We start from the raw sequence: 24,339 nt of genomic DNA, 5'->3' as shown, positions 1-24,339 counted from the left end.
CTGACGCCAACCGCGGAGATTGAAGGCTTCATGAGCAAGTTCGACGTTCTGACCATCGGCAATGCCATCGTGGATATCATTTCGCGGTGCGATGACCGGTTTCTTGAGGAGAACGGCATAATCAAGGCCGCGATGAACCTCATCGATGCGGAACGGGCGGAACTTCTCTATTCGCTGATGGGCCCGGCCCATGAAGCCTCCGGCGGAAGCGCCGGCAACACGGCGGCAGGCGTGGCCAGTTTTGGCGCGCGCGCGGCCTATTTTGGCAAGGTGGCGGAAGACGAACTGGGCAAGATCTTTGCCCATGATATTCGCGCCCAGGGCGTGCATTACGAGACCAAGCCCGACGGCACGTTTCCGCCAACCGCCCGCTCGATGATTTTTGTGACGCCGGATGGCGAACGCTCGATGAACACCTTTCTCGGCGCCTGCGTCGATCTCGGCCCCGAACATGTCGAGCCGGACGTGGTGGCCCAGTCGAAGGTCACCTATTTCGAGGGTTATCTCTGGGATCCGCCGCGCGCCAAGGAAGCCATCCGCGAATGCGCCCGCATTGCCCACGAAAACGGCCGGGAAGTGTCGATGACACTGTCGGACCCGTTCTGCGTCGGCCGTTACCGCGACGAGTTTCTCGATCTGATGCGCTCCGGCACCGTCGATATCGTCTTTGCCAACCGGCAGGAGGCACTGTCGCTCTACGAGACCGAGGATCTGGAACTGGCGCTGAAAAACATCGCGGCCGATTGCAAGCTTGCCTGCGTCACATTGAGCGAAGAGGGTGCGATTGTCGTGCGCGGCACCGAGCGCTTCAAGATCGAGGCGCTGAAGATTGACAAGGTGCTGGACACGACCGGCGCTGGCGACCTGTTTGCCGCCGGATTCCTTGCCGGTTACACGGCCGGCCGCCCGCTCGATGTGTGTGGCAAGTTGGGATGCCTTGCCGCCGGCATCGTCATCCAGCATTTCGGGCCACGCCCGATGGTGTCGCTGAAGGAAGCTGGCGAAGAGGCCGGCCTTCTTTAGACCTGATAAGGTCTACTTGAAGGCCTCTTCAGGATAGGCGCCCCAGATCTCGGCCTGCGAGACCCAGCCTTCCATGGAACCGGCAATGGCCTGACACCATGTGCCGTTACACTGCTTCAGGCGCATGATGACGCCGGGTTCGAGCTTTGCCAGAACCTGGGCGGAGCTTTGCGGATCGCGGCGCATGTTGACGAACACATCCTGGCCCTTGCTGCGCATCCAGGGCGCTGCAATCGCGCTGCGTTCGCCCGACAGCAGCGCCTGATTGACCCAGCCTTCCGTGCCATCGGCATCGCGCACACGGCGCCAGTTTTCGTATTCCTGGATGATTTCCATCGGCAGCCCCTCTTTCATGTACATCCATGACACGGCGTAATCGGTGCTGGGGCCGATGCGGATGTTGACGCGGCGCGACTTCAGGCTGACGAAACGCGGCAGGGGCAGGCCGCTTGCGCCTTTCGAGGCACCCTGGGCAAAGGCCGGTGCCGTCCACGGAAGCGAGCCGGCTGCGGCCACCATGGACAGGACTGCAAGACAGGCGATACGGATGGAGCGGTTCATATTTCTTCTCTGTGTGGTCTTCAGGCGCTGGCAGACCCAAGCCGGTCGGGCGAATCGGCTGCCGGTCCTCAGTGAGGTTTTATTTGTCTTCGCCGGTGGGTCTGGTAGAAAACGCCTGATCCGTCGAATGTCGCCTATCTTGGTTAACGACTTCTGAACGAGCTTCTTGCAGGACGCCCATGACCGCCAGGAAAAAGCCCAAGGTTTACATCACCCGCAAGCTGCCGGATGCGGTAGAGACGCGTATGCGCGAATTGTTCGATGCGCAGTTGAACATCGATGACATCGTGCGAACGCCCGAACAGCTGATGCAGGCGATGAAAACGGCGGACGTGCTGGTGCCCACCGTGACGGATCGTATCGATTCGGCGATGATCGAGGCGGCCGGGCCGCAGCTGAAGCTGATCGCCAGCTTTTCCAACGGCGTCGATCACATCGATGTGGATGCCGCGGCGAAAAAGGGCATTACCGTCACCAACACGCCGAATGTGCTGACCGAAGACACTGCCGACATGACCATGGTGCTGATCTTTGCGGTGCTGCGCCGGCTGATCGAGGGCTCGCGGGTCCTGACCGAATCGCCGGGAAGCTGGCCCGGATGGTCGCCCACCTGGATGCTTGGCCGGCGCATCGGCGGCAAGCGCATCGGCATTGTCGGCATGGGGCGGATCGGCACGGCCGTTGCCCGCCGCGCCAAGGCGTTTGGCCTGTCGATCCATTATCACAACCGCTCGCGCGTCAACCCGGCAACCGAGGAGGAGCTGGAGGCGACCTACTGGGACAGTCTTGACCAGATGCTGGCCCGCGTCGATATCGTCTCGGTCAACTGCCCGTCCACGCCCGCCACCTTCCATTTGCTGTCGGCCCGGCGGCTGGCGCTGATGCAGCCATCGAGCATCATCGTCAACACCGCGCGCGGCGACATTATCGACGAGGCAGCGCTGATCCAGCTGCTGCGCGAGGGAAAGATTGCCGGTGCCGGCCTCGACGTGTTCTCCAACGAGCCGCTGGTCAACCCCAAGCTGCTGAAGCTTGCGCATGAAGGCAAGGCGGTGCTTCTGCCGCATATGGGCTCGGCAACGATCGAAGGTCGCATCGACATGGGCGACAAGGTGATCATCAATATCCGCACCTTCTTCGACGGTCATCGCCCGCCAAACCGCGTTCTGCCAAGCCGTCTCTGAACATCGTTTCTGTGCTCCCACGGTAAAAATCGCCACGGCTAGCGTTTGATCTGCGGGCCTCGCGAAAACTTGACCGTATTTCTTGGGGGCTCCATCGATCCAGCCGGGAACACGCGCCGTAAACCCTCATCAGAGATGAAAGGAGGCAGTCATGAAAAAGGCTTTGCTCTCGCTCACGATGGGGCTTTCGATGTTGACACTGACGGGGACGGCACAGGCAACCGACCTGGTGTTCGAACGATATTTTGCGGGAAAAACCACGGCGACGGGCTCGTTCAGCGCCATCAACGGGGTGAAGCGCGACTTTAACGTCGATCTCACCGGACGCTGGAACGGCAAGACGCTGGTGCTGCGGGAAGATTTCGTGTTTTCCGACGGCGAAAAGGACACCAAGACCTGGCGTTTCACCAAGACCGGAGAGGGCCGTTATACGGGCACCCGCGAGGATGTGATCGGAACGACCGACGTGGTGATCGACGGAAAAACCGCCCGCTTCACCTATCTCGTCAATCTCGGCACTGCGGCCAAACCGAACACGGTGCGCTTCCATGATACGATGGTGCTTCAGCCGGACGGCAGGGTCATCAACACCGCCTGGGTGACGAAATACCTGTTTCCGGTTGCCAAAACCCGCGTGGTCTTCAGCCGGTAAGTCAGATCAGGCCGAGGGCACAAGCCCCTTGCGCATCTCGATGAAGGTAGGCCGCTGAAAACCCGGATGGGCTTTTTCAGCGGTCTTTTCAAAACCCCAGGCTGAAAACGTCGCGTGATTGCCGACAAGCTCGATGCGTGTTTCGAGCCGGAGCGCAGGAAGGCCAAGGCGGGCGGCCTCAGCCTGCGCCACCTGAAGCAGCTTTCTCCCGATACCGCGCCCCTGCGCTTGCGGCGAGACGGCAAGTTTTCCGACATAAAGGCAGGCGGGCGGCTCCGGCTTCAGGAACATGCAGCCGACGAGCTTTTCGCCGTCGTGTGCCAGAAAGGCAATCTCGTCGCGCGCCTTTTGCGCCAGCGTCTCCGGCGTCAGCCGATGGGCGGAGGAGGGCGGATCGATGACGCCATCCATATAAGCGAAGGAGTCCATGATAAGCGCGAGCAGGCCCTGCCAATCGGCAAAGTCCGGGCGGATAGGGTTGATCGTGATCATTGCTGTCAGGTCTTTGTGCGGCGTTTGTAGCGGATGGTGTTGAAACTGGCGGAAAGGGCATCGTAGATCAAAAGCCGGCCGACCAGCGGTTCGCCGATGCCGGCAATCAGCTTGATCGCCTCCATCGCCATCAGCGTGCCGATGACGCCGGTGAGTGCGCCAATCACGCCGGCTTCGGCGCAGGCGGGGATCATGCCCTCGGGGGGTGCCTCTGGGAAGAGGTCGCGATATCTGGGGTTCTGACGGCCTTCCGCATCGGTCTCATAGGGTTTCAGCACCGTCAGCGTGCCATCGAAACGGCCGACGGCGCCGGTGACCAGCGGAATTTTCGCAGCCTGCGTGGCGTCGGCTGCCGCATATCGGGTGTCGAAATTGTCCGATCCGTCGATGACAAGATGAAAGCGCGCCAGATGCATGGCCGCAAATTCCGGCCCAAACCGCTCTTCGAAACGCAGGGTGCGCACATGCGGGTTGAGCCGCGCAATGGCGTCTGCCGCGCTCTGCGTCTTCATGCCGCCAAGCGTGCCGCTGTCGTGGATGACCTGCCTTTGCAGGTTGGAGAGCGACACCCGGTCATCATCGACAATGCCGAGCGTGCCGACACCGGCGGCCGCCAGATAATGCAGCACCGGCGCGCCAAGGCCGCCAGCGCCGATCACCAGCACGCGGGCCGCCTTCAGCTTGCGCTGGCCCTCGCCGCCCACTTCCGGCAGCAGGATATGGCGTTTGTAACGTTCGATTTCATCAGGGGTCAGTACATCCATGGGGGGCAACCTAACATGGCCAAGGCGTTTGCAACATCAGGCATGGACGGCACCCTGTGCGACGGTCAAAAATTGTGCCCGTGCGCCAAGGGCTGAAAACATCGCGCGGTCGGTGCCGGTCATGAAGGATTGGCCACCAAGATCATCGACAAGGTCAAACAGGGCGGCGCGGCGACCCTCGTCCAGATGGGCGGCAATTTCGTCCAGCAGCAGCACCGGCGCATGGCCGGTCATGTCAGCCGTCAGCCGCGCATGGGCAAGCACGAGGCCAACCAGCAGCGCCTTCTGTTCGCCGGTGGAGCATCGCCCGGCATCCATGTCCTTTTCGCGGTGGCGCACCAGAAGATCGGCGCGGTGCGGGCCAATGAGCGTGCGCCCCGCGGCCGCATCACGGTAGCGGCCATCGCGAAGGGTCGCGAGGTATTCCTCTTCCAGCTCGGCAAACGGACGCCCCGCAGCCTCATCGTTGAAACCGCAGAGCGTGAGGCTCGGCGTTGGAAAAGGCGAGGCGGCGCGGGCAATGAGGGCGGACAAAAGATCCAGCATTTCCGAGCGCGCGGCCGCCATCGCCATGCCAAGCTCGGCCATCTGCACCTCAATTCCGGTCAGCCACGCCGGATCGAACCGCCCTTCGGAGAGCAGCCTGTTGCGGCTGCGCATGGCGCGCTCATAATCGGCAGCCCGTCTGCCATGGGCGGGGTCGAGCGAGAGCACGAGCCGATCGAGAAAACGCCTTCGATCGGAAGAACCGCCGGTAAACAGCCCGTCCATCGCCGGTGTCAGCCATAGCACGTTCAGATGGTCGGTCAGTTCCTCAACGGATTTGACCGGCGTGCCGTTCAACCGCAGGCGCCGGCTCACAGCCTCCTCGCCGCCATCGATGCCGGTGCCGATCGCAACCTCGCCCTCGCGCCCATCCACATCGGCAAACACGGAAAAACCGCCGCTTGCGCCGACCCGCGTCACCTCCGAAAGCACGGCGCGGCGAAGCCCCCGCCCGGGCGACAGGAAGGAGATGGCTTCCAGAAGGTTCGTCTTGCCCGAACCATTGTCGCCCGTCAGCACCACGTGGCGCGCGTCGAACGACAGCGAGGCCGCCGCATAATTGCGGAAGTCGGAAAGCTTCAGTGTCGAAAGGGAGGTTTTCTGCGCCATGATGTTTTGCATTGATCGTGACTAGGAGCTAATCCTTCAGTCTGACGAAGGCAAGCTTGCGCCGGATTTTTGCAGCTCTGCCGCCCTTAAAACAGGGGTCCTCCCGCAGGCTCACGCCTGCACGAAAAATATGGAACCGGTTGCGGAAAATCATGTTAGGATTTTCTCAAATTCACCAGTCCGTGGGGAGAGCGGGCCATGAAAAGCGAGCGCATTCATCAATCTGAGAGCAGTCCGTCACCGATGTCGGCTGAGGAGGCGCGGGCAGACCATGTCAGCATGCTGCGTTTCCTCGCCATCAATGCTTCTTTCGGTTTTCTGGTGGGGCTTGGCGTTGCGCTCTGCCTGCTCTGGTTCGATCTTGGCGGTCTCGGCACGCGGGTTGCCCGCTCGCAGACACCGCTTATGGTGATTTTCATCCTGTCGGTGCCGATGGCCTTTACCTTCAGCGGCGCCGTCACCGCATCAGCCGTCATGCTGATGCCCTACAAGGCCAAGAGGCAGGTCTGACAGCCTCTTGAAGACCGGAACGACGCTTTCCATTCCACCGCACCTGCAGTAGAGGAGGCACCATGTCCGATATCATCCCGACTGAAAACGTCCCACCCGAAGCCGAGCGTCTCTTCAAGCTCGAGGAAATCGTCGCCTATCAGACGAAGACCATCGACGAGCTATCCGAGCAGCTGGCCGATCAATGGAAGGTGCTGGAGCAGACCCGCGCCAAGCTCGACCGGTTGACGGAGCGATTCCTGTCGCTCGAGGAAAGCTCGCTGGATGCGCCGGCGATTACCAAGCCGCCGCATTATTGAGAAAAAACCAACGAAAAACGCCGCCGGTGTGATGCGGCGGCGTTGGGATTGATGGGTTGAGGAGGGGCTGCGGATCGGCGCTGGCGTGTCCCGGCCCTTCGCTTTAGGCTCAGGGCGTTCGCTGCTAAAATCGATCCACTGGATCGATTTTACCGGGCGCTATGCGCCCGGTCGCAGCTCACCCCTCAAAAAATTCCTTCATGCGGGCGAAGAAGCCTGATGATTCCGGGTTGTTTTCCTTGGACGAGATTTCCTCGAATTCCTGCAGCAGTTCGCGCTGGCGTTTTGTCAGCTTCTGCGGGGTTTCGATCTGGATCTGGATATAAAGATCCCCCGTCTGCGACGAGCGCAGAACCGGCATGCCCTTGCCCTTCAGGCGGAACTGCTTGCCCGGCTGGGTGCCTTCCGGCACCGAGACGCGCGATTTCGTGCCGTCGAGCGTGGTGACATCAAACGTGCCGCCAAGCGCTGCCGTGGTCATCGAAATCGGCACGGCGCAATAAAGGTCTGCTCCGTCGCGTTGGAAAAACTCATGCGGCTTGACCGACAGGAAGATGTAGAGATCGCCGGCCGGGCCACCGCGTGCGCCCGCTTCGCCTTCGCCCTGCAGGCGAATGCGTGTGCCGTCCTCGATGCCCGAGGGGATGTTGACCGAAAGCGCCCGTTCTTCAGTGATGCGGCCTTGGCCGTTGCACTTGACGCAAGGGTCCGGAATGATCTGGCCGCGGCCGTGGCAGGTCGGACAGGTGCGCTCGACCGAGAAGAAGCCCTGGCTTGCGCGCACGCGGCCGGAACCCTGGCAGGTGCCGCAGGTTTTTGGCTGCGTGCCGGGCTTGGCGCCGGAACCGGAGCAGACGTCGCAGGTCACGGCTGTCGGCACGCGGATCTGCGCGGTCTTGCCGGAATAGGCCTCTTCCAGCGAAATTTCCATGTTGTAGCGAAGGTCGGCGCCGCGTTCGCGTCCACCGGAGGAACGGCGCGCACGTCCGCCACCCATCATTTCGCCAAAAATGTCTTCGAAGATGTCGGAGAAACCGCCGCCGCCGGCAAAGCCGCCGCCACCGCCGCCACCCATGCCGCCCTGTTCGAAGGCTGCATGGCCGAACCGGTCGTAGGCTGCCCGCTTCTGCGGGTCCTTCAGGGTCTCGTAGGCTTCGTTGAGTTCCTTGAACTTCTTCTCGGATTCAGCGTCGCCGGGGTTCTTGTCGGGATGATATTTCATCGCAAGCTTGCGAAAGGCGCTTTTCAGCTCCTTCTCGTCAGCGGTGCGGCCGACACCCAGCGTTTCGTAAAAGTCAGCTTTTGCCATGGAGGTAACGGCTCCCGAAAGGGGTCCGGCTGCACTGGGGCAGCCGGATGTCTACGCGATTACAGGGTTACAGGGCGAACCTCAGGCCGACTTCTTGTCGTCCTTGATTTCCTCGTAGTCGGCATCAACGACGCCGTCTTCGTTTTTGCCACCCTCAGCACCGGCTTCCGCCTGCTGCTGGGCTTCGTAGATCGCCTGGCCGAGCTTCATGGAGGTTTCCATCAGCGTCTGCGTCTTGGCAGTGATGTCTTCTGCATCCGGCTCGGATACTTCGGTCGAAGCCTTCAGGGCAGTGATGGCATCCTCGATGGCCTTGCGGTCCGCCTCGGAAACCTTGTCACCGTATTCATGCAGCGACTTCTCAGTCGAGTGAACGAGGCTTTCGGCCTGGTTCTTGGCTTCCACCACGGCACGACGCTTCTTGTCGGTTTCGGCGTTGGCTTCGGCGTCCTTCACCATCTTCTCGATGTCGGCGTCGGAAAGACCACCAGAGGCCTGGATGCGAATCTGCTGTTCCTTGCCGGTGCCCTTGTCCTTTGCCGAAACCTGCACGATGCCGTTGGCGTCGATGTCGAAGGTGACTTCGATCTGCGGCATGCCGCGCGGTGCCGGCGGAAGGCCAACGAGGTCGAACTGGCCGAGCAGCTTGTTGTCTGCGGCCATTTCGCGCTCACCCTGGGAGACGCGGATGGTCACGGCCTGCTGATTGTCGTCAGCGGTCGAGAAGGTCTGGCTCTTCTTCGTCGGGATCGTCGTGTTGCGATCGATCAGGCGGGTGAATACGCCACCGAGCGTTTCGATGCCGAGCGACAGCGGGGTCACGTCGAGCAGCAGAACGTCCTTGACGTCGCCCTGCAGAACGCCGGCCTGGATGGCGGCACCGAGAGCCACGACTTCATCCGGGTTGACGCCCTTGTGCGGCTCCTTGCCGAACAGCTGCTTGACGACTTCCTGCACCTTCGGCATGCGGCTCATGCCGCCGACGAGCACGACTTCGTCGATTTCGGCAGGCGTTACGCCCGCATCCTTGAGCGCTGCCTTGCACGGTGCGATCGTGCGCTGGACGAGATCGTCGACCAGGCTTTCGAACTTGGCGCGGGTCAGCTTCATCGTCAGGTGCTTCGGACCAGATGCATCTGCCGTGATGAAGGGCAGGTTGATTTCGGTCTGCTGCGACGAGGACAGCTCGATCTTTGCCTTTTCGGCAGCTTCCTTCAGGCGCTGCAGAGCAAGCTTGTCGCCCTTCAGGTCGATGCCCTGATCCTTTTTGAATTCGCCGGCCAGATATTCGACGAGGCGCATGTCAAAATCTTCGCCGCCGAGGAAGGTGTCGCCGTTCGTGGACTTCACTTCGAAGACACCGTCGCCGATTTCGAGCACCGAGATGTCGAACGTGCCGCCACCCAGGTCGTAGACGGCAATGGTCTTGCCTTCGGTCTTGTCGAGGCCATAGGCAAGGGCAGCCGCCGTCGGCTCGTTGATGATGCGCAGCACTTCAAGGCCTGCAATGCGGCCGGCATCCTTGGTGGCCTGGCGCTGGGCGTCGTTGAAGTATGCGGGAACGGTGATAACGGCCTTTTCGACCTTTTCGCCGAGATAGGCTTCCGCCGTTTCCTTCATCTTCTGAAGGATCATGGCCGAGATCTGCGAGGGGGAATAACCCTTACCGTTGGCGGTCACCCAGGCATCGCCATTGTCACCGCGCGAAATTTCGAAGGGAACGAGGCCCTTGTCCTTTTCGACGGTCGGATCTTCATAACGGCGGCCGATCAGGCGCTTGACTGCAAACAGCGTGTTGGTCGGGTTGGTCACAGCCTGGCGCTTGGCCGGCTGGCCGACCAGACGTTCGCCATCGTCCGAGAAAGCAACCATGGAAGGCGTCGTGCGCGCGCCTTCGGCGTTCTCGATCACCTTTGCGTCCTTGCCGTCCATGACGGCCACGCAGGAATTGGTTGTGCCAAGGTCGATGCCAATTACTTTTGCCATTTTTTCTCTCTCCTTTAAGCGAACTGTCGGAACCCCCTCAAAGGCATTCCGCAGACAGTTCCTCGACTGGGATAATTTTTCAGCAGTGGGCTGCTGTCATGCGGCGTATATAAGGACCGGTTTTTCCGACTGCAAGGCGGGAAAGAGCGTGCCGATCAGCAAAAAGCAAGCCTTTTGCGCCGGGAGTAAACGCGGGTCACTGGCCCATGATGAGGTCGAAAAGCGTCGTCTGACGCGGCGCGGGCTCGTAACGACCGCCGCCGACGTCTGCAGGTGGCACCATCCCGTCGCCCACATCTCCCGGCGGTACCGGTTGATCATAGGGGCCACGGTATTCGCGGTAGTCGCGCACCGGCTGGTCGGAGGGTGCAGCCTGACCTTGCCCGTCGCGGCGATTTGATGGTGGCAAGGGGCGGTTTTGCGCGGCCGGTGCCGTCGGCGCCGGCGGGTAGGCCTCTTCGCTGCGATGGCCGGGAAGAACGCCCGAAATAATGTCGCCGATCGACATCGAACCGGAATCCGGCGCCTGGGGCAGGGCCGGCTGTATGCCGACGCCATAAAGCGGTGTGGGGCGGTAGCCTTTCAGTGCTGCCGTCATGTAGTTTTTCCAGGCTTTTGCGGGAAGCCCGCCGCCGGTCACCTTCTTCATCGAGGAGCCATCGTCATTGCCGAACCAGACACCTGTCGTGAGCGTGCTGGTATAACCGACGAACAGTGCATCGCGAAACGATTGCGTCGTTCCGGATTTTCCGGCGGCTTCCCAGTTGGACAGACGGGCCGCCTTGCCGGTGCCTTCCACCATCACGCGGTTCAGCATGCCATTCATGGTGGCCACCACGCCGTCGTTTAACACCTTGGGCGGATTGGAAAAGTCGGCTTCATAAAGCACTTTGCCATCGGGATCGAGAATGCGGGTCACCGTGTGCGGCGTTGCCTTGAAGCCGCCGTTCATGAAGGGCGCATAGGCAGACGTCAGCTCCATCAGCGAGACTTCCGACGTGCCAAGCGCGATCGAGGCATTTGGCTGAAGTTCCGATTCGATGCCCAGCCGATGCGCCATGCTGATCACCTTGTCCGGCCCCACCTGCATGACGAGCTGGGCAGCAATCGTGTTCAGCGAATTGGCAAGCGCTGTTGCGAGCGTCACATTGCCACGATATTTCTGGTCGTAGTTTTCCGGCGTCCAGTTGCCGATCTTGACCGGCCCGTCGGTCATCACCGTATCGGGGGTGAAGCCTGCTTCCAGCGCTGCGGCATAAACGAAGGGCTTGAAGGCCGAACCCGGCTGGCGCTTGGCACGCACAGCGCGGTTGAACTGGCTTGCGGCGTAATCCCGCCCGCCGACCAGCGCCCGAACGGCCCCGGTCGCATCCACCGAAACAAGTGCTGCCTGCGAGGCGTTAAGCTTGCCGCCCTCGCTCGTCAGGATGTCGTCCAGCGCCTTTTCGGCATCCTTTTCCAGACGCATGTCGAGTGTGGTTTCCACCGTGATATCGGTCTTCACCTCGCCGATCAGCGATTTCACCTCGTCCATCACGGTATCGGCGGCATAATGCTCGGCGCCGGACCAGTAGCTGCGGGCCTTGGTCGGCGGCTGCGACATGGCCGTTTTTGCTTCTTCCTCGGTGATATAACCCTCTTCGCGCATGGCGCCGAGCACCACTTGCGCCCGCGCCTCGGCGGCCTGCGGGTCACGCGCCGGGGAAAGTCGCGTCGGAGCCTTCAGGAGGCCAGCCAAAAGCGCGGCCTCTCCAAGGTTCACATCGCGCGCCGACTTGTTGAAATAACGCCGCGAGGCCGCTTCCACACCATAGGCGTTGGAGCCGAAGAACATGCGGTTGAGATACATCGCAAGGATCTGGTCCTTGGTGAACTTGTGCTCCAGCCAGAAGGCCAGCATCACTTCCTGGATCTTGCGCTCAAAGGTGCGGTCGGGCGAGAGGAACAGGTTCTTGGCCAGCTGCTGAGTCAGCGTCGAGCCGCCCTGGATGCTCTGCCCGGTCATGTTGTTGACGAAGGCGCGCGCAAGCCCCAGCGGGTCGACGCCGAAATGCGAATAAAAGCGCCGGTCCTCGATCGCCATCACCGCCTGGGGAATGAAGGGTGACATTTCCTCAAGCGCCAGCGCCTCGCCGCCGGTCACGCCGCGGTTGGCAATCAGCGTGCCATCGAGTGCTGTGATCTTGACGTTGGGCGGACGGTCTGGAATGGACCACGAGCCGGCACTCGGCATCTGGGCTGCATAATAGACCACCAGCCCGCCGACCCCGATTGCCCCCCAGATGCCGATGACGATGCACCAGTAGATGAAGGCGCGGATGGTGCCGAAAAAGCCGCGGCCCTGTGGCTCCCGGCGCCCCCTGCCATTGCCTCGTTCCGGCTTTGCTGCTGCGGCGCGGGCGGATTTCCGCGCGGTCTTGCGCGTTCCATGGCCTATGATCCGGTCGTCGGCATCGATGTGCACGTCATCCTCGACCTCGTCTTCGTCAAACGAAGGATCGACGCGGTGGCGCGATTTTTTCCACGATGCCATGAACTGCGGCTGTGCTCCCCGTCTCTTTGCGTACGATCCCGGCCCTTCCCGTCAGGGCAACGCGGTCTCCATGGAAGGCGGAGAGTGGATCATGGCGGCTGCCCCGGCAAGGGTAGCCGGTATCCAGACGTTCGCTGCACCTTAAATGCGGCGATTTAAGGGGAGGTTAAGGGGCTGCGTCCGCCTCTTTCGCAAGGCCGCATCCCCGCCATGTTGTGCAGATAAATAATACGCGGTGCAGTGCCATATGGTCCAAAAGATGCCAAGATGAAGATATACTAAGTTACCTACCAATAATGAGAGTTGCCATTTTGGAAGAGTGACATACAACTTGTCAAAACGGACATTCGCCGGCGTGTATAATGGAGAGTTGACCGGCAGGACCTTTGGAGTTCCGGCGATGTGAGGAGCCGGATTTCTGAGAGGCAACCGTCTGAGGGGCGTTTACCTGCGTCATTGGTGGCCACACTCAAGGAATGGATGCGAAATAGAGGCGCGGCGGCAGGCAGGCTGCCATAACAGGAGGTTTTGATGCGCGCACCGGTTGTTAGACGTCCCGTCCATCCGGACCAGCTGAGCTTGCTTCAGCAGGTGTTCGATGCGGCGTGTGCGCAGCATCAGATCAGCAAGGCGAGCCCGGACGGCGAGGCGCTGGCCCTGATCCTCGTCAATTCCCTGCAAAAGGGAATGAGCGAGAAGGAAGCACTGGCTTCGCTGGCCGAGGCGCTCGCCCAGTCACGTTGACCACGCGCGCTGACCAGATGCGTTGACCGGGCGCATCGACTACCGGAACCGCTGAAAATCCGTCACCACCCCCAGTTTCCATCCATCCCGGCGTTTGTTTCCCGCTGCGCGAAAACGGCTGGAACCTATCGGCCCTTCGCAAGTTGACCCGGCTCCTGAACATCATCGGCCTGACTGACGGGCCGCCAGCAAGGAGATCCGCATGGAAAATTCCGAGACAGGCATGGGCTTCAACCCGCAGAGAGCCGGCGACGATGCAGGTGCTGCCGTGCGCTCAGAGATTTCCGCCCTGCGCGCTGAAATCGCCAGCATCCGCGAAAAGCTGACGGAATACAGCGGCGAGGCCTATGACAATGTTGCCCGCAGCGCCGGAACCGCCGCCGCCTATGTGCAGGATGAGGCAAGCTCGGTCGCAGGCGCCATTCGCCAGCATCCGGCAACGGCCACGACGCTGATGACGCTTGTCGGCGGCATCGGCTTTGCCATCGGTTATCTCGTCGCCTCGACCTCCTTCGAGCAGAAGCAGGCCTGGTATCGTCGCTATTATTCCTGACAGCTGGCGGCAGGGCGGGCCTCGACCGTCCGCCGCAGGCTCAAGTCATGCCCGCAAGCGCCGTTCGCTGTTCAAGGCGTAACGGCGGCTTGCAGGGTATTTTTTTGGCCGACGGAAGCCTCAGGCTGTCGCGTTTTCTGTCTCAGTCGCCGGGGCCTGGCAGACATCCACCCATTCGCCTGAAACAAGCTCTGCCATGCGGTCCGGTGAAATCCGGACGGCTGCATTGATCGCGCCCGCCGCCGGCACCACCTGCGCATACCGTTTCAACGACACGTCCAGATAGATGGCAAGCGGATACGGTAAGCCGAAGGGGCAAACGCCGCCGACGGGGTGGCTGGTCTGTTCCGCCACCTCTTCGGCGCCGAGCATACGCGGTTTTGCCGCAAACCGGTCGCGGAATTTTCGATTGTCGAGCCGGCTTGTCCCCGATGCGACAACAAGGATGACCCGGTCACCGGCGCGCAGGCAGATGGTCTTGGCGATCTGGTCGGGATCGACGCCATGGGCTTCGGCAGCCAGGGTCACCGTGGCAGAACTTGCCTCGGTCTCGATCACGGAAATATCCGGGGCGTGGGTGGCGAAAAAGGTTTTGACGGATGAAAGGCTCATGTCGTCAGCCTAGCCAAGCGCTCGCGTCAGGGCAAGACGCCTGAGAGATATGCAATTCTTGCATTGCTGCACTGCGAAAAACTGACTGTTTTTTGAGCGAGCCGAATGTATATTTAAATCATCGCACGGCGCACTCCTCCTCCCAGCGCCGAACGATGGGACTGGCAACACCTCCTCCTCCCGGTTGCTGGTCAGTTTCAGAAGCCCGGTGCACCTCCTCCCGCGCCGGGCTTCTTTGATTTTAAAATCCCAAATCATTGTTTTGAAAAAGCTTCTTTTGCGATCGCTCGGCTTGTCCGCCAGGTTGCATTCAGTGGCACTGTCATCTCAGCCTTGACAGGAGACCCCTTGCGGGGGTACCTCAGCGCATCGATATTTGTTTGACAAGTGGCACTACAGCGCCAAAAGCGCTGACGACGACCTTTCTTCAAATACGAAATCCGCGTTCCCCGCCGCCCGCGGCGAGGAACAGAGTCAACGTTGCGAACGAAAGGAATCGTAATGGCTACCGGTACTGTAAAATGGTTCAACGCCACCAAGGGTTTTGGTTTCATCCAGCCGGATGACGGCGCACAGGACGTGTTCGTACACATCTCTGCTGTTGAGCGCGCTGGTCTTTCCAGCCTCAACGACGGCCAGAAGGTTTCCTACGACCTGGTTTCCGACAAGCGTTCGGGCCGCATGTCCGCAGACAACCTGCGCGCAGCCTGATCTTTAAAGGCTTCTGACGTTAAAATCAGACACAGATTGAATGGCGCCCTTGCAATTGCGGGGCGCCATTCCCATTTCAGGATCAAGCGGCATGACGATTGTGCCTGCGGTCAATGATGATCGCGCCGTTTATCAGGAAGTGCGAATATCTTAACCGGATATTAACCTTCGTGACAGATGATGAAGGCACAGGCGGCGGTGAAGAGCCGACGCTATCGAAATGCCAAACCCGTTTCGTGTTTGACCACGGATGTACTGGCAGGCATTGAGACGGGAATGAAAGGTCGGGCTTGTCCCGGCCTTTTTGCTTTCTGGAGTTTTTTCGCCGCAACACCTTGCGACCCGCCCAAGCGAGCAGGGCGCAAGGCATAGGTCTATCAGAGGGCCGCGAGAATGCGGATCCAGGAGCGGATGCCCTTGTGGAACGAGATGAGGTCATATTTCTCGTTGGGCGAATGGATCCGGTCGTCGATCAGGCCGTAGCCGACCAGCAGCGAATCCATGCCCAGATAGGTCTGGAAATCTCCGACGATGGGGATCGAGCCACCCATGCCGACGACGACCGCCGGCTTTGGCCATTCATCCGACAGCGCCGTCTTTGCCTTGGTCAGAACCGGGGAATCATAGGACAGCTGAATGGCCGGCGAGCCGCCATGCTCGTGGAATTCCACGCTGCAATCGGCCGGGATGTTTTGGCGCACATAGGCGCGAAAACTGTCGCGGATCTTTTGCGGGTCCTGTTCGCCGACGAGGCGGAACGATACCTTTGCCGAGGCCTTGGCGGCGATGACGGTCTTGAAGCCTTCGCCGGTATAGCCGCCCCAGATGCCGTTGACCTCGCAGGTCGGGCGCGCCCAGGTCAGTTCCAGTACCGAGCGGCCCTTTTCGCCTGATGGTTCTGAAAGCCCCACTTCGCCGAGGAAGCTTTTGGCGTCGCGGCCAAGCGTTTGCCAGCTTGCCTTGATGTTCTCAGGCGTTTCTTCCACCCCGTCATAAAAGCCCGCAAGCGTCACGCGGCCCGTTTCGTCGCGCAGGCCGGCCAGCACGCTTGCCAGGATGTGGATGGGGTTGGCGGCGGCCCCGCCGAAGAGACCCGAATGCAGGTCGCGGTCGGCAGCCGTGATCGTCAGTTCCTCGCCGACGAGACCGCGAAGCGTGGCGGCAATCGCCGGCGTTTCGCCGTCCCACATGCTGGTGTCGCAGACCAGTGCATATTCAGCCTTCAACTCGTCCGCATTGGCCTCAAGGAAGGGTTTCAGCGACGGCGAACCGGATTCCTCCTCGCCCTCGAACAGGATGGTGATCTTCACCGGAAGCGAGCCCACGGTTTCCTTGTATGCGCGGCAGGCCTCAACGAAGGTGAGAAGCTGTCCCTTGTCATCGGAGGTACCGCGCCCGGTCAGAACCTTGCGGCCATTGGCCAGTTCCTTCACCTTGGGGTCGAAGGGATCGCTTTCCCAGAGGTCGAGCGGATCGACAGGCTGTACGTCATAATGGCCGTAAAACAGCACATGCGGTGCGTCGGAACTGTCGGCGGCATGGTGGGCAACAACCATCGGATGGCCGGGCGTGTCACGCAACGAAGCGTCAAATCCAAGCTCCGTCAGCGCGCCGACCAACCATTCTGCCGCCTTTCGGCAATCGGACTTGTAGGCGGGATCGGTGGAAATCGAGGGGATACGCACCAGGTCAAACAGCCGCTCGAGGCTTGAGGAAAGATTGCTGTCGGCCTGGGCGAGGATCGGGGAAAGTTCTGTCATGGGGAGAGCCTTGCGGGGTCATCGGATGGAAGACGGCCACGTTAGACCCTAACGGCGCGGGAGGGAACCGGCCGGGCCAAAGGAATGTGGAGAGCGCCGGCTCTTGGAGGCGCAAGGGCAGAGTGGGCGGATCAGTCGCGCTGCAGGCTGCGGGCATTGGCAAGCGCCATGCGCATGTATTCCATCAGCAGCTCGCGTTCGAAGTTGCGAAAGCCGGCAAAGATCTCGTTTTCGGCAAGGGCTGCCGCTTCTGTTGCCAGCGTTTCCAGTTCACGTCCGCGCGGCGTCAGCGTCACGATCTGGGCGCGCCGGTCGCACGGATGTGGTGCGCGCAGGATAAGGCCGTCGCGCTCCATGCGCGCCAGCGTATTGGCAAGCGTTGCCTGTTCCACCTCCATGCGATCGAGCAACTGGCGCTGGGTCAACCCGTCCTCGTGCCAGAGAACCAGCAGAACCGGGAACTGGCCAGGGGAAAAACCCAGTGCCGAGGCACGCCTGTGCAGGGCGCGCCCGAGACCCTTGGCCAGCTGGCTGGAAAGGTAGAGAGCGGAATTCGTGCGCTCGAAGCTCATATCGGATGAGGACCCTCTGCGCTCTATCGATAACGACAGTCTGTGCGAATGAACAGGATGCCGAATGAGTGCAACGGCATGATCAATAGCACGATATCCTTCGATGGATTGTCTTGCAACAGCAACGGCAGAGATCAGCAAAGTAAAACCGCCACGGCCGGGAGGGGCAGCCGTGGCGGTCAGATAAAGGGACAAAGGCCCGGAGAGGGGGATAAGGCCTTTGCCCGACCTGACGCGGCAGGGGACAAGCCGGCTGTCAGGTTGCGGCGTGATCAATGCCGGTGACCTTGAAATGGCGCCGCATCTGCGCCTTTTCAAGGCAGGTGGCTGGCCGCTTGCAGTCACGTTCCGGTGAGGATTTCGTGTTCAGGAACGGCGTCTGCGCCAGGCGAAAAAAACCTGCAACGGTGCGGCAAGACCGATGAACAGCAGGAACATCAGGATCTGGCGCGTGACGTCATGCGCCATCTCCGGTGTCGCCACGAGAACGAAGAAGGCGGCCGTGACGCAAGCCGAGAGGATCTGGAACTCCACCTCTGCCGGCCAGCTGCGGGATCCATCCGTGTCGGGCGGGAAAAAGCTGCGCAGGCCGCGCCAGGCGATGGGGAAGACGAGCGCGATCAGGATCTTGTGGAACGTCATGGCCGGCGGGTCTCCCTCCAGACGGCACAGCAGGCCGACAAGGACGGCAAGGCCCGCGGGAGCCGCGTAGGCGGAAACGATATCGCGTGATGTCATGAGGCTGTGTTCCGGCAAGTGGATGGCTACTTTTATAGAGGCCACGGCCTGCCCGCAATGGACCTTTGCGCCACATCGCGCTATCCATCGGCCATGAAAAAAGGCGATCATCTTTTCCTTGTCGACGGCTCCGGCTTCATCTTCCGGGCCTTCCATGCTTTGCCGCCGCTGACGCGCAAGACCGACGGCTTGCCCATCGGTGCCGTTTCCGGTTTCTGCAATATGCTGTGGAAGCTTCTGACCAATGCGCGTGACACCAATGTCGGTGTGACGCCGACGCATTTCGCCGTGATCTTCGACTATTCGTCCAAGACCTTCCGCAAGGAACTGTATCCGGACTACAAGGCCAACCGCTCGGCGCCGCCGGAAGAACTGGTGCCGCAGTTCGGGCTGATCCGTCAGGCGACGCGCGCCTTCAACCTGCCCTGCATCGAAACGGATGGTTTCGAGGCCGACGACATCATCGCCACCTATGCGCGGGCCGCCGAAGCCATCGGCGCCGATGTCACCATCATCTCCTCCGACAAGGACCTGATGCAGCTGGTGACGCCGAATGTCCACATGTACGACAGCATGAAGGACAAGCAGATCGGCATTCCCGATGTCATCGAGAAATGGGGCGTGGCGCCGGAAAAAATGATCGACCTGCAGGCGTTGGTCGGCGATTCCGTCGATAATGTGCCCGGCATTCCCGGCATCGGCCCCAAGACGGCAGCCCAGCTTCTGGAAGAATTCGGCGATCTGGAAACGCTTCTGGCGCGCGCCTCCGAAATCAAGCAGGTCAAGCGGCGCGAAAACATCGTCGCCAACGCGGATCTTGCCCGCCTGTCGCGCCGGCTGGTGGAACTGCGCACCGATGTGCCGCTCGATATGCCGCTTGATGCGCTGGTTCTGGAAAAGCAGGACGGGCCAAAGCTCGTCGGCTTCCTGAAGGCGATGGAATTCGGCACGCTGACGCGGCGCGTGGCAGATGCTTGCGATTGTGATGCCAGCGCCATCGAACCCTCCGAAATTCAGGTGGAATGGGGACCGGCGGCCCATGGGCCGGATCTTGATCCGGGCGCCGAACATTCGCAGGACCTTCTTGCCAATGGAAGCGCTGCGACATCGGCCTCGCAGCCTGCCTCAAGTGACACGGCAAAGGGCAATTCGCGAGCAGCCGAGATCGCTGCCTCCCGGCACGAGGCATTTTCGGCCGCAAAGATCGATCATTCCAGCTATGTTGCGATCCGTGACGTGGAAACGCTGAAGGCGTGGATCGCGAGCGCCCGCGAAACCGGCGTGGTTGCCTTCGATACGGAAACCACCTCGCTTGATCCGATGCAGGCCGAACTCGTCGGTGTCTCGCTGGCCGTGCAGGACAATCGCACCTCGCCGGCCGCCGCCACCATCCGCGCCGCTTATGTGCCGCTTGCGCATCGAAGCGGCGGCGAGGATCTGTTCAGCGAGGGCTTGAAGCTCGTCGATGGCCAGATCCCGATGGGCGAGGCGCTGGCGCTTCTGAAGGACCTGCTCGAGGACCCCTCGGTGCTGAAGGTCGCGCAGAACCTCAAATACGATTACCTCGTCATGAAGCGGCACGGCATCACCCTTGCCGGTTTCGACGATACGATGCTGATTTCCTATGTGCTGGAAGCCGGCCAGGGCAATCACGGCATGGATAGCCTGTCGGAGCGCTGGCTCGGCCATACGCCCATACCTTACAAGGACGTTGCAGGCTCGGGCAAATCCTCCGTCACCTTCGACCGGGTGGAGATCGACAAGGCAACCGCCTATGCTGCCGAAGATGCCGATGTGACGCTGCGGCTCTGGCTTGTCCTGAAGCCTCGCCTTGCTGCCGATGGCCTGACACGCGTTTATGAGCGGCTGGAACGGCCTCTGGTGCCGGTGCTTGCCCAGATGGAAGAGCGTGGCATCACCATCGACCGGCAGATCCTGTCTCGACTGTCCGGCGAGCTTGCCCAGAAGGCGGCCGCCTTTGAGGACGAGATTTATGAACTGGCCGGTGAGCGTTTCAACATTGGCTCGCCCAAGCAGCTCGGCGATATCCTGTTTGGCAAGATGAGCCTGCCGGGTGGCGCCAAGACCAAGACCGGCCAATGGTCCACCTCGGCGCAGGTGCTGGAAGATCTGGCAGCGCAAGGCCTTGACCTGCCCCGCAGAATCGTCGACTGGCGCCAGCTGACCAAGCTGAAGAGCACCTATACGGATGCCCTGCCCGGTTACGTGCATCCGCAGACGAAGCGGGTCCATACCGGGTATTCGATGGCAGCCACGTCTACGGGCCGGCTGTCTTCGTCGGAACCGAACCTGCAGAACATTCCGGTGCGCACCGCCGAAGGCCGCAAGATCCGCACCGCCTTCATCTCGACGCCCGGTCACAAGCTGCTCTCGGCCGATTACAGCCAGATCGAACTGCGCGTGCTCGCCCACGTCGCCGATATCCCGCAGCTTCGCCAGGCCTTTGCCGATGGTATCGACATCCACGCCATGACGGCATCTGAAATGTTCGGCGTGCCGGTGGAGGGCATGCCGTCGGAAGTGCGTCGCCGGGCAAAGGCGATCAATTTCGGCATTATCTATGGCATTTCCGCCTTCGGTCTTGCCAACCAGCTTTCCATCGAGCGATCGGAAGCGGGCGAATACATCAAGAAGTATTTCGAGCGTTTCCCCGGCATCCGCGATTACATGGACGAGACAAAGGCCTTTGCCCGCGAGCATGGTTATGTCGAAACCATCTTTGGCCGCCGGGCGCATTATCCCGAGATCAAGTCCTCCAACCCGTCGGTGCGTGCCTTCAACGAGCGTGCGGCCATCAACGCGCCGATCCAGGGATCGGCCGCCGATGTGATCCGCCGGGCGATGATCCAGGTCGAGCCCGTGCTGCAGAAGGCCGGCCTTGGCGAGAAAGTGCGCATGCTGCTGCAGGTGCATGACGAACTCATCTTCGAGGTGGAAGATGACGCGATCGATCATGCCATGCCGCTCATCGTGCGCACCATGGAGCACGCAGCGCTTCCGGCGCTCGACATGCGCGTGCCGCTGAAGGTGGATGCCCGCGCGGCGCTGAACTGGGACGAGGCGCACTGAGTTGGCGTGAAGCCATCGTTTGATGGCTTCACAACCGTTCCTGCTTAATGCGCGTGGGACGGATAAAGCGACATCAGCGCCGTACCAAGCAGGGTCTGGGCATAACTTGCTGCCGCGCTGCGGCACTCCTGCGACAGGCGCAGTTCGCCACACCGTTGGTCCACCGTTTCCAGAATCAGTCCGGCAATGCCGGTTGCCTGCGTCCGATCGGACGTATCGAGCGCCATCGCAAGCGCCGACATGGTCACGATCTCAAGCACCACCATGCGTGCTTCCAGCGCCGCAACAGGGTCGTGGGAGGGGCCGTCGACAGCTCTCAGATAGGTCATGTCGTTCCCTTTCGCGTATACACCAGTGGGCGCATCAATTGATCTTGCACACCTTAACGCGAGTTCGGAGACGCTGCCACTAGTCGATTCGAGGGGCTATCAGGTTTTCGTAGAGAATTTTCACCAGTTCCGCTCCGGCTTTGTCGACACTATCGCTGTTGTCGATGGTGGCGACACGGTAGTCGCCGGTCACCAAAAGCTGTGCCCGCTGCAGGCGCGCCAGGATGTCGTCGCGGGTTTCACGCCCGCGCGCCATCAACCGTTCTGCAAGGATTTCCGCGCGCGCGGTGATGTTGATCACCAGGAGATTGTCATAGGCCGCCTTGAACAGCGGCAGTGCCGAGCGCGAGCCATTGGCCACCAGCAGCAGGCCCGCCGCAATCTCTTCCTTCGTGCGGTGCGGAATGCCGTAGTTCAGGCCGTGCGCGCTCCAGGACACGGCAAAGCCACCGGCCTGCTCCAGGGCCTCGAAAGCCTCGGGCGTCATGCCCTCATGGTCTTCACCGCCGGCTGCCGCATCGCGGGTGATGCAGCGACGCACGAACCGGATGCGCGGCTCGGCGTGGAAATGCGAGGCGGCAAAGCCGATCAGCGTATCCTTGCCTGCACCGCTTGGGCCGACGACCACAGCCATCGTGCCGCGACCTGTCGCCGCCTCATCGTCTGATCGCTGTTCCATCAGGCAACCCGCCGACCGCTGCGCCAGACGGCGCGGGTGATCGGCACGCCATGGCTGCGATGCACCCGCACAAGGTCTGCCCGAAGGCCAGGCGCAATGCGGCCGCGATCATCAAGGTTGACCGTTCTTGCCGGGGTGGCGCTGACCATGGCGATGGCCTGCGGCAGGTCCAGCGTCTCGATCGTATCGGCGAGGATAAAGGGCGCATGCAACAGGCTGAACGGCACGTAATCGGAGGAGAGAACGTCGAGCACGCCCAGTTCTGCCAGATCGCGCGCGGCGATATTGCCGGAATGCGACTGGCCGCGCACCACGTTCGGCGCTCCCATCAGCACACTCATGCCGGCCGCATGCGAGGCTTTCGCCGCCTCTCTGCTGGTCGGAAATTCCGCAAGCCGCACGCCGTGTCCTTCAGCTTCTGCCACATGTGCAAGCGTTGCATCGTCATGGCTTGCAACGGTGATGCCAAGGGCGGCGCACCGCTCTGCCAGCGCATCGCGGTGGGCTGCGGAATATTGCGCGGACGCTGCCATGCGCTTTTCGATGAAGGCTTCAAAGGCCTCGTCACTCATGCCGCGCTTCTTTTTGTAGAAGAAGATATATTGCTCGAGCGACTGGAACTGCCGCTGGCCCGGCGCGTGATCCATCAGCGAGGCAAGGCGCACGCGCGGGTCACCTTCGAAGTCGGAAAACTGCTCCAGCACGTCGGCGCAGGGCACCTCGCAGCGCAGGTGGATCAGGTGCTCGGCGCGCAAACGCCCGGCATTTTCGGCAGCCTCGATGGCATCGGCGAGCGCACGCATGTCGCCGCGGGCAAAGCCGCTATCCTCGTCGGAGCCAAGACGCAGGCAATCAAAGACGGTGGTGATGCCTGATGTGGCGATCTGCGCGTCGTGTGACTGGATGGCGGATGTCGTATCCCAGCGCACGCCGGGGCGCGGCGAATAATGCGTTTCCAGATGGTCGGTGTGCAGTTCAACGAGGCCGGGGATCAGGTAATCGCCGTCGAAATCCTCGCCCGTTGACGTGCGACCTTCGCTGATATCGGCAATCAGCCCGTTCTTGACCTGAACGGTGCCGTCAAACATCCGGTCTTCAAGCACCACGCGGGCATTGGTCAGGATCAGTTCGTGGCTCATGCGATGGTCTCTCCGGTTTCTGCGGCACCGCGCAAGGCGGCGTGCTGCGCGATCATGAAAGGCGCACCACGCTGCAACTCGACGGAAAGGCCGAGATGGGCAACAGGCAGGGGGCGGTTGGTAAAGGCTGAAAAGCGTTCCGTTAGAAGATCGCGCATGCGCGGCTGATCGTCGGCCGCGACGGGCCCGGTCAACGTCATGTGAAAGCGGAATTCGTCAAAGACGTAAGGATATCCCCACGTGTCGAGATAGGCGCGCTGGCGCTCCGTGAGGCGCTCCGGCTTGCGACGGGCAACATCGTCCGGCGAGAGTGCTGCGCGAAACGGCTCGAAGGCTTCGACCACGGCGGCGCACAGTCCATCCACGCCTTGCGAATCGCCATCCGGCACCAGCGCAAAGAACGGTCCGAGTTGCGCAAGCGTTAGCCGGGGTATGACAACCGGTGCCGTTATCAGGCAGAACCGGTCAAAGCCCGCCTCCAGTGCCGGCAGCGACACCCCGTCTGCAAGCGTGAAGGGCGCTTTCAGCGTCGCATGAAACCCGTAACGGCGCGGATCTGCCGTCAGCACCTCCCACTCGGAGAGCGCCATGCCGGCATCGGCGGGGGGCGTCATCAGAGGTCCGGCAAAGGCATCGCGGCCCAGCCAGTCGACGGCAGCACGGGTCAGCGGATCATCTTGGGGCGGGGCAAAATAGACGGCGTAACGCACGGAGGGGAATCACTTCTGTTGCTTTGGCAAGTCTAGCGGATCAAGTGCCTGCTGCTAGCGGAAAGCTGTGACGCAAGCATGTCAATCGTCAAACAGCCGCGGCCAGTTTAAGCCCTTTCGCAACCTATTGCGGTTTTCGCGCGTTAACCGGGCAGAACAGGAGACAGGACAATGGAAACGAGCATTCTGATCGCCACCTTCCTCTCGGTGTTTACCGCAAGCGGACTGCTGAGC

The 24,339-nt window shown here is 61.3% G+C and carries 24 protein-coding genes; 9 read left to right on the top strand and 15 right to left on the bottom strand.

Annotated features, from left to right (window positions below; translation table 11 throughout):
• The first annotated feature begins 30 nt into the window (after window positions 1-30).
• Window positions 31-1,023: an adenosine kinase gene (locus tag AC4CWH_RS15725; RefSeq protein ID WP_491319467.1), complete on the top strand. Its 993-nt coding sequence runs from the start codon at window positions 31-33 to the stop codon at window positions 1,021-1,023.
• A gap of 12 nt (window positions 1,024-1,035) precedes the next feature.
• Here AC4CWH_RS15725 and AC4CWH_RS15720 read toward each other — a convergent pair whose 3' ends face one another.
• Complete coding sequence (locus AC4CWH_RS15720; protein WP_491319466.1) at window positions 1,036-1,584, bottom strand: SH3 domain-containing protein; 549 nt, start codon at window positions 1,582-1,584, stop codon at window positions 1,036-1,038.
• A gap of 179 nt (window positions 1,585-1,763) precedes the next feature.
• Between AC4CWH_RS15720 and AC4CWH_RS15715 the strand changes: the two genes are divergently transcribed.
• The gene (locus tag AC4CWH_RS15715) at window positions 1,764-2,768 is read left to right on the top strand and encodes a 2-hydroxyacid dehydrogenase (RefSeq protein ID WP_491319465.1); all 1,005 of its coding nucleotides are present in this window, start codon (window positions 1,764-1,766) and stop codon (window positions 2,766-2,768) included.
• Between the two features lie 151 nt (window positions 2,769-2,919).
• Entirely contained in the window at window positions 2,920-3,420 is a 501-nt protein-coding gene (locus tag AC4CWH_RS15710) for a DUF3833 family protein (protein ID WP_491319464.1), read from the top strand.
• A gap of 6 nt (window positions 3,421-3,426) precedes the next feature.
• Here AC4CWH_RS15710 and AC4CWH_RS15705 read toward each other — a convergent pair whose 3' ends face one another.
• From AC4CWH_RS15705 to recF, 3 genes are read right to left on the bottom strand one after another with little or no spacing between them, the layout of a single operon-like run.
• Window positions 3,427-3,912 (bottom strand): GNAT family N-acetyltransferase, encoded by a 486-nt coding sequence (locus tag AC4CWH_RS15705; protein ID WP_491319463.1) that lies wholly within the window; start codon window positions 3,910-3,912, stop codon window positions 3,427-3,429.
• 5 nt (window positions 3,913-3,917) lie between these two features.
• Window positions 3,918-4,676 carry a molybdopterin-synthase adenylyltransferase MoeB gene (locus tag AC4CWH_RS15700; protein ID WP_491319462.1) on the bottom strand — a complete coding sequence of 253 codons (759 nt, stop codon included), beginning with the start codon at window positions 4,674-4,676 and terminating at the stop codon, window positions 3,918-3,920.
• Window positions 4,677-4,712: 36 nt separating this feature from the next.
• Window positions 4,713-5,831 (bottom strand): DNA replication/repair protein RecF, encoded by a 1,119-nt coding sequence (recF, locus tag AC4CWH_RS15695; RefSeq protein ID WP_491319461.1) that lies wholly within the window; start codon window positions 5,829-5,831, stop codon window positions 4,713-4,715.
• Between the two features lie 198 nt (window positions 5,832-6,029).
• Between recF and AC4CWH_RS15690 the strand changes: the two genes are divergently transcribed.
• Window positions 6,030-6,341: a hypothetical protein gene (locus tag AC4CWH_RS15690; protein WP_491319460.1), complete on the top strand. Its 312-nt coding sequence runs from the start codon at window positions 6,030-6,032 to the stop codon at window positions 6,339-6,341.
• Window positions 6,342-6,403: 62 nt separating this feature from the next.
• Window positions 6,404-6,640, top strand: coding sequence for a SlyX family protein (locus AC4CWH_RS15685; RefSeq protein WP_491319459.1), 237 nt, complete (start codon window positions 6,404-6,406; stop codon window positions 6,638-6,640).
• A 178-nt stretch (window positions 6,641-6,818) separates the two neighbouring features.
• Here AC4CWH_RS15685 and dnaJ read toward each other — a convergent pair whose 3' ends face one another.
• The 3 genes from dnaJ to AC4CWH_RS15670 form a co-directional block, all read right to left on the bottom strand.
• Window positions 6,819-7,949, bottom strand: a complete 1,131-nt coding sequence (gene dnaJ / locus AC4CWH_RS15680; RefSeq protein WP_491282974.1) for a molecular chaperone DnaJ — start codon at window positions 7,947-7,949, stop codon at window positions 6,819-6,821.
• A gap of 81 nt (window positions 7,950-8,030) precedes the next feature.
• Window positions 8,031-9,935, bottom strand: coding sequence for a molecular chaperone DnaK (dnaK, locus tag AC4CWH_RS15675; protein WP_491319458.1), 1,905 nt, complete (start codon window positions 9,933-9,935; stop codon window positions 8,031-8,033).
• Window positions 9,936-10,131: 196 nt separating this feature from the next.
• The gene (locus AC4CWH_RS15670) at window positions 10,132-12,468 is read right to left on the bottom strand and encodes a transglycosylase domain-containing protein (protein WP_491319457.1); all 2,337 of its coding nucleotides are present in this window, start codon (window positions 12,466-12,468) and stop codon (window positions 10,132-10,134) included.
• A gap of 531 nt (window positions 12,469-12,999) precedes the next feature.
• On the opposite strand from AC4CWH_RS15670, the gene AC4CWH_RS15665 reads away from it, so the two are divergent.
• On the top strand, window positions 13,000-13,212 hold the full coding sequence (locus AC4CWH_RS15665; protein WP_491282971.1) for a hypothetical protein: 213 nt from the start codon (window positions 13,000-13,002) through the stop codon (window positions 13,210-13,212).
• 202 nt (window positions 13,213-13,414) lie between these two features.
• Entirely contained in the window at window positions 13,415-13,765 is a 351-nt protein-coding gene (locus AC4CWH_RS15660) for a hypothetical protein (protein ID WP_491319456.1), read from the top strand.
• A 120-nt stretch (window positions 13,766-13,885) separates the two neighbouring features.
• On the opposite strand, the gene AC4CWH_RS15655 is transcribed toward AC4CWH_RS15660, so the two are convergent.
• A complete protein-coding gene (locus AC4CWH_RS15655; RefSeq protein WP_491319455.1) occupies window positions 13,886-14,377 on the bottom strand; it encodes a YbaK/EbsC family protein in 492 nt (163 codons plus the stop codon).
• A 501-nt stretch (window positions 14,378-14,878) separates the two neighbouring features.
• Between AC4CWH_RS15655 and AC4CWH_RS15650 the strand changes: the two genes are divergently transcribed.
• Window positions 14,879-15,088 (top strand): cold-shock protein, encoded by a 210-nt coding sequence (locus tag AC4CWH_RS15650; RefSeq protein ID WP_491282968.1) that lies wholly within the window; start codon window positions 14,879-14,881, stop codon window positions 15,086-15,088.
• 377 nt (window positions 15,089-15,465) lie between these two features.
• On the opposite strand, the gene AC4CWH_RS15645 is transcribed toward AC4CWH_RS15650, so the two are convergent.
• From AC4CWH_RS15645 to AC4CWH_RS15635, 3 genes are all read right to left on the bottom strand, one after another.
• Window positions 15,466-16,848, bottom strand: a complete 1,383-nt coding sequence (locus AC4CWH_RS15645; RefSeq protein ID WP_491319454.1) for a dipeptidase — start codon at window positions 16,846-16,848, stop codon at window positions 15,466-15,468.
• Window positions 16,849-16,979: 131 nt separating this feature from the next.
• Window positions 16,980-17,420 (bottom strand): MarR family winged helix-turn-helix transcriptional regulator, encoded by a 441-nt coding sequence (locus AC4CWH_RS15640; RefSeq protein ID WP_491282966.1) that lies wholly within the window; start codon window positions 17,418-17,420, stop codon window positions 16,980-16,982.
• A gap of 366 nt (window positions 17,421-17,786) precedes the next feature.
• A complete protein-coding gene (locus tag AC4CWH_RS15635) occupies window positions 17,787-18,158 on the bottom strand; it encodes a hypothetical protein (RefSeq protein WP_491319453.1) in 372 nt (123 codons plus the stop codon).
• A 93-nt stretch (window positions 18,159-18,251) separates the two neighbouring features.
• Here AC4CWH_RS15635 and polA point away from each other — a divergent pair, with 93 nt between their 5' ends.
• Window positions 18,252-21,248 carry a DNA polymerase I gene (gene polA, locus AC4CWH_RS15630; RefSeq protein WP_491319452.1) on the top strand — a complete coding sequence of 999 codons (2,997 nt, stop codon included), beginning with the start codon at window positions 18,252-18,254 and terminating at the stop codon, window positions 21,246-21,248.
• Window positions 21,249-21,292: 44 nt separating this feature from the next.
• On the opposite strand, the gene AC4CWH_RS15625 is transcribed toward polA, so the two are convergent.
• From AC4CWH_RS15625 to AC4CWH_RS15610, 4 genes are all read right to left on the bottom strand, one after another.
• Window positions 21,293-21,577, bottom strand: a complete 285-nt coding sequence (locus AC4CWH_RS15625) for a hypothetical protein (protein WP_491282963.1) — start codon at window positions 21,575-21,577, stop codon at window positions 21,293-21,295.
• Between the two features lie 79 nt (window positions 21,578-21,656).
• Window positions 21,657-22,256, bottom strand: a complete 600-nt coding sequence (gene phnN / locus AC4CWH_RS15620; protein ID WP_491319451.1) for a phosphonate metabolism protein/1,5-bisphosphokinase (PRPP-forming) PhnN — start codon at window positions 22,254-22,256, stop codon at window positions 21,657-21,659.
• Window positions 22,256-23,395: an alpha-D-ribose 1-methylphosphonate 5-triphosphate diphosphatase gene (locus AC4CWH_RS15615; protein ID WP_491319450.1), complete on the bottom strand. Its 1,140-nt coding sequence runs from the start codon at window positions 23,393-23,395 to the stop codon at window positions 22,256-22,258. Before AC4CWH_RS15615 ends, phnN begins: the two co-directional genes overlap by 1 nt.
• The gene (locus AC4CWH_RS15610; RefSeq protein WP_491319449.1) at window positions 23,392-24,105 is read right to left on the bottom strand and encodes a DUF1045 domain-containing protein; all 714 of its coding nucleotides are present in this window, start codon (window positions 24,103-24,105) and stop codon (window positions 23,392-23,394) included. The genes AC4CWH_RS15615 and AC4CWH_RS15610 overlap by 4 nt, the downstream gene beginning before the upstream one ends.
• Window positions 24,106-24,339 lie beyond the last annotated feature (234 nt).

The sequence above is a fragment of the Neorhizobium sp. PAMB6716 genome, from assembly GCF_058242805.1.
Note: the sequence above shows the minus strand (reverse complement) of the source record. Positions and strands in the feature narration are given on the sequence as shown.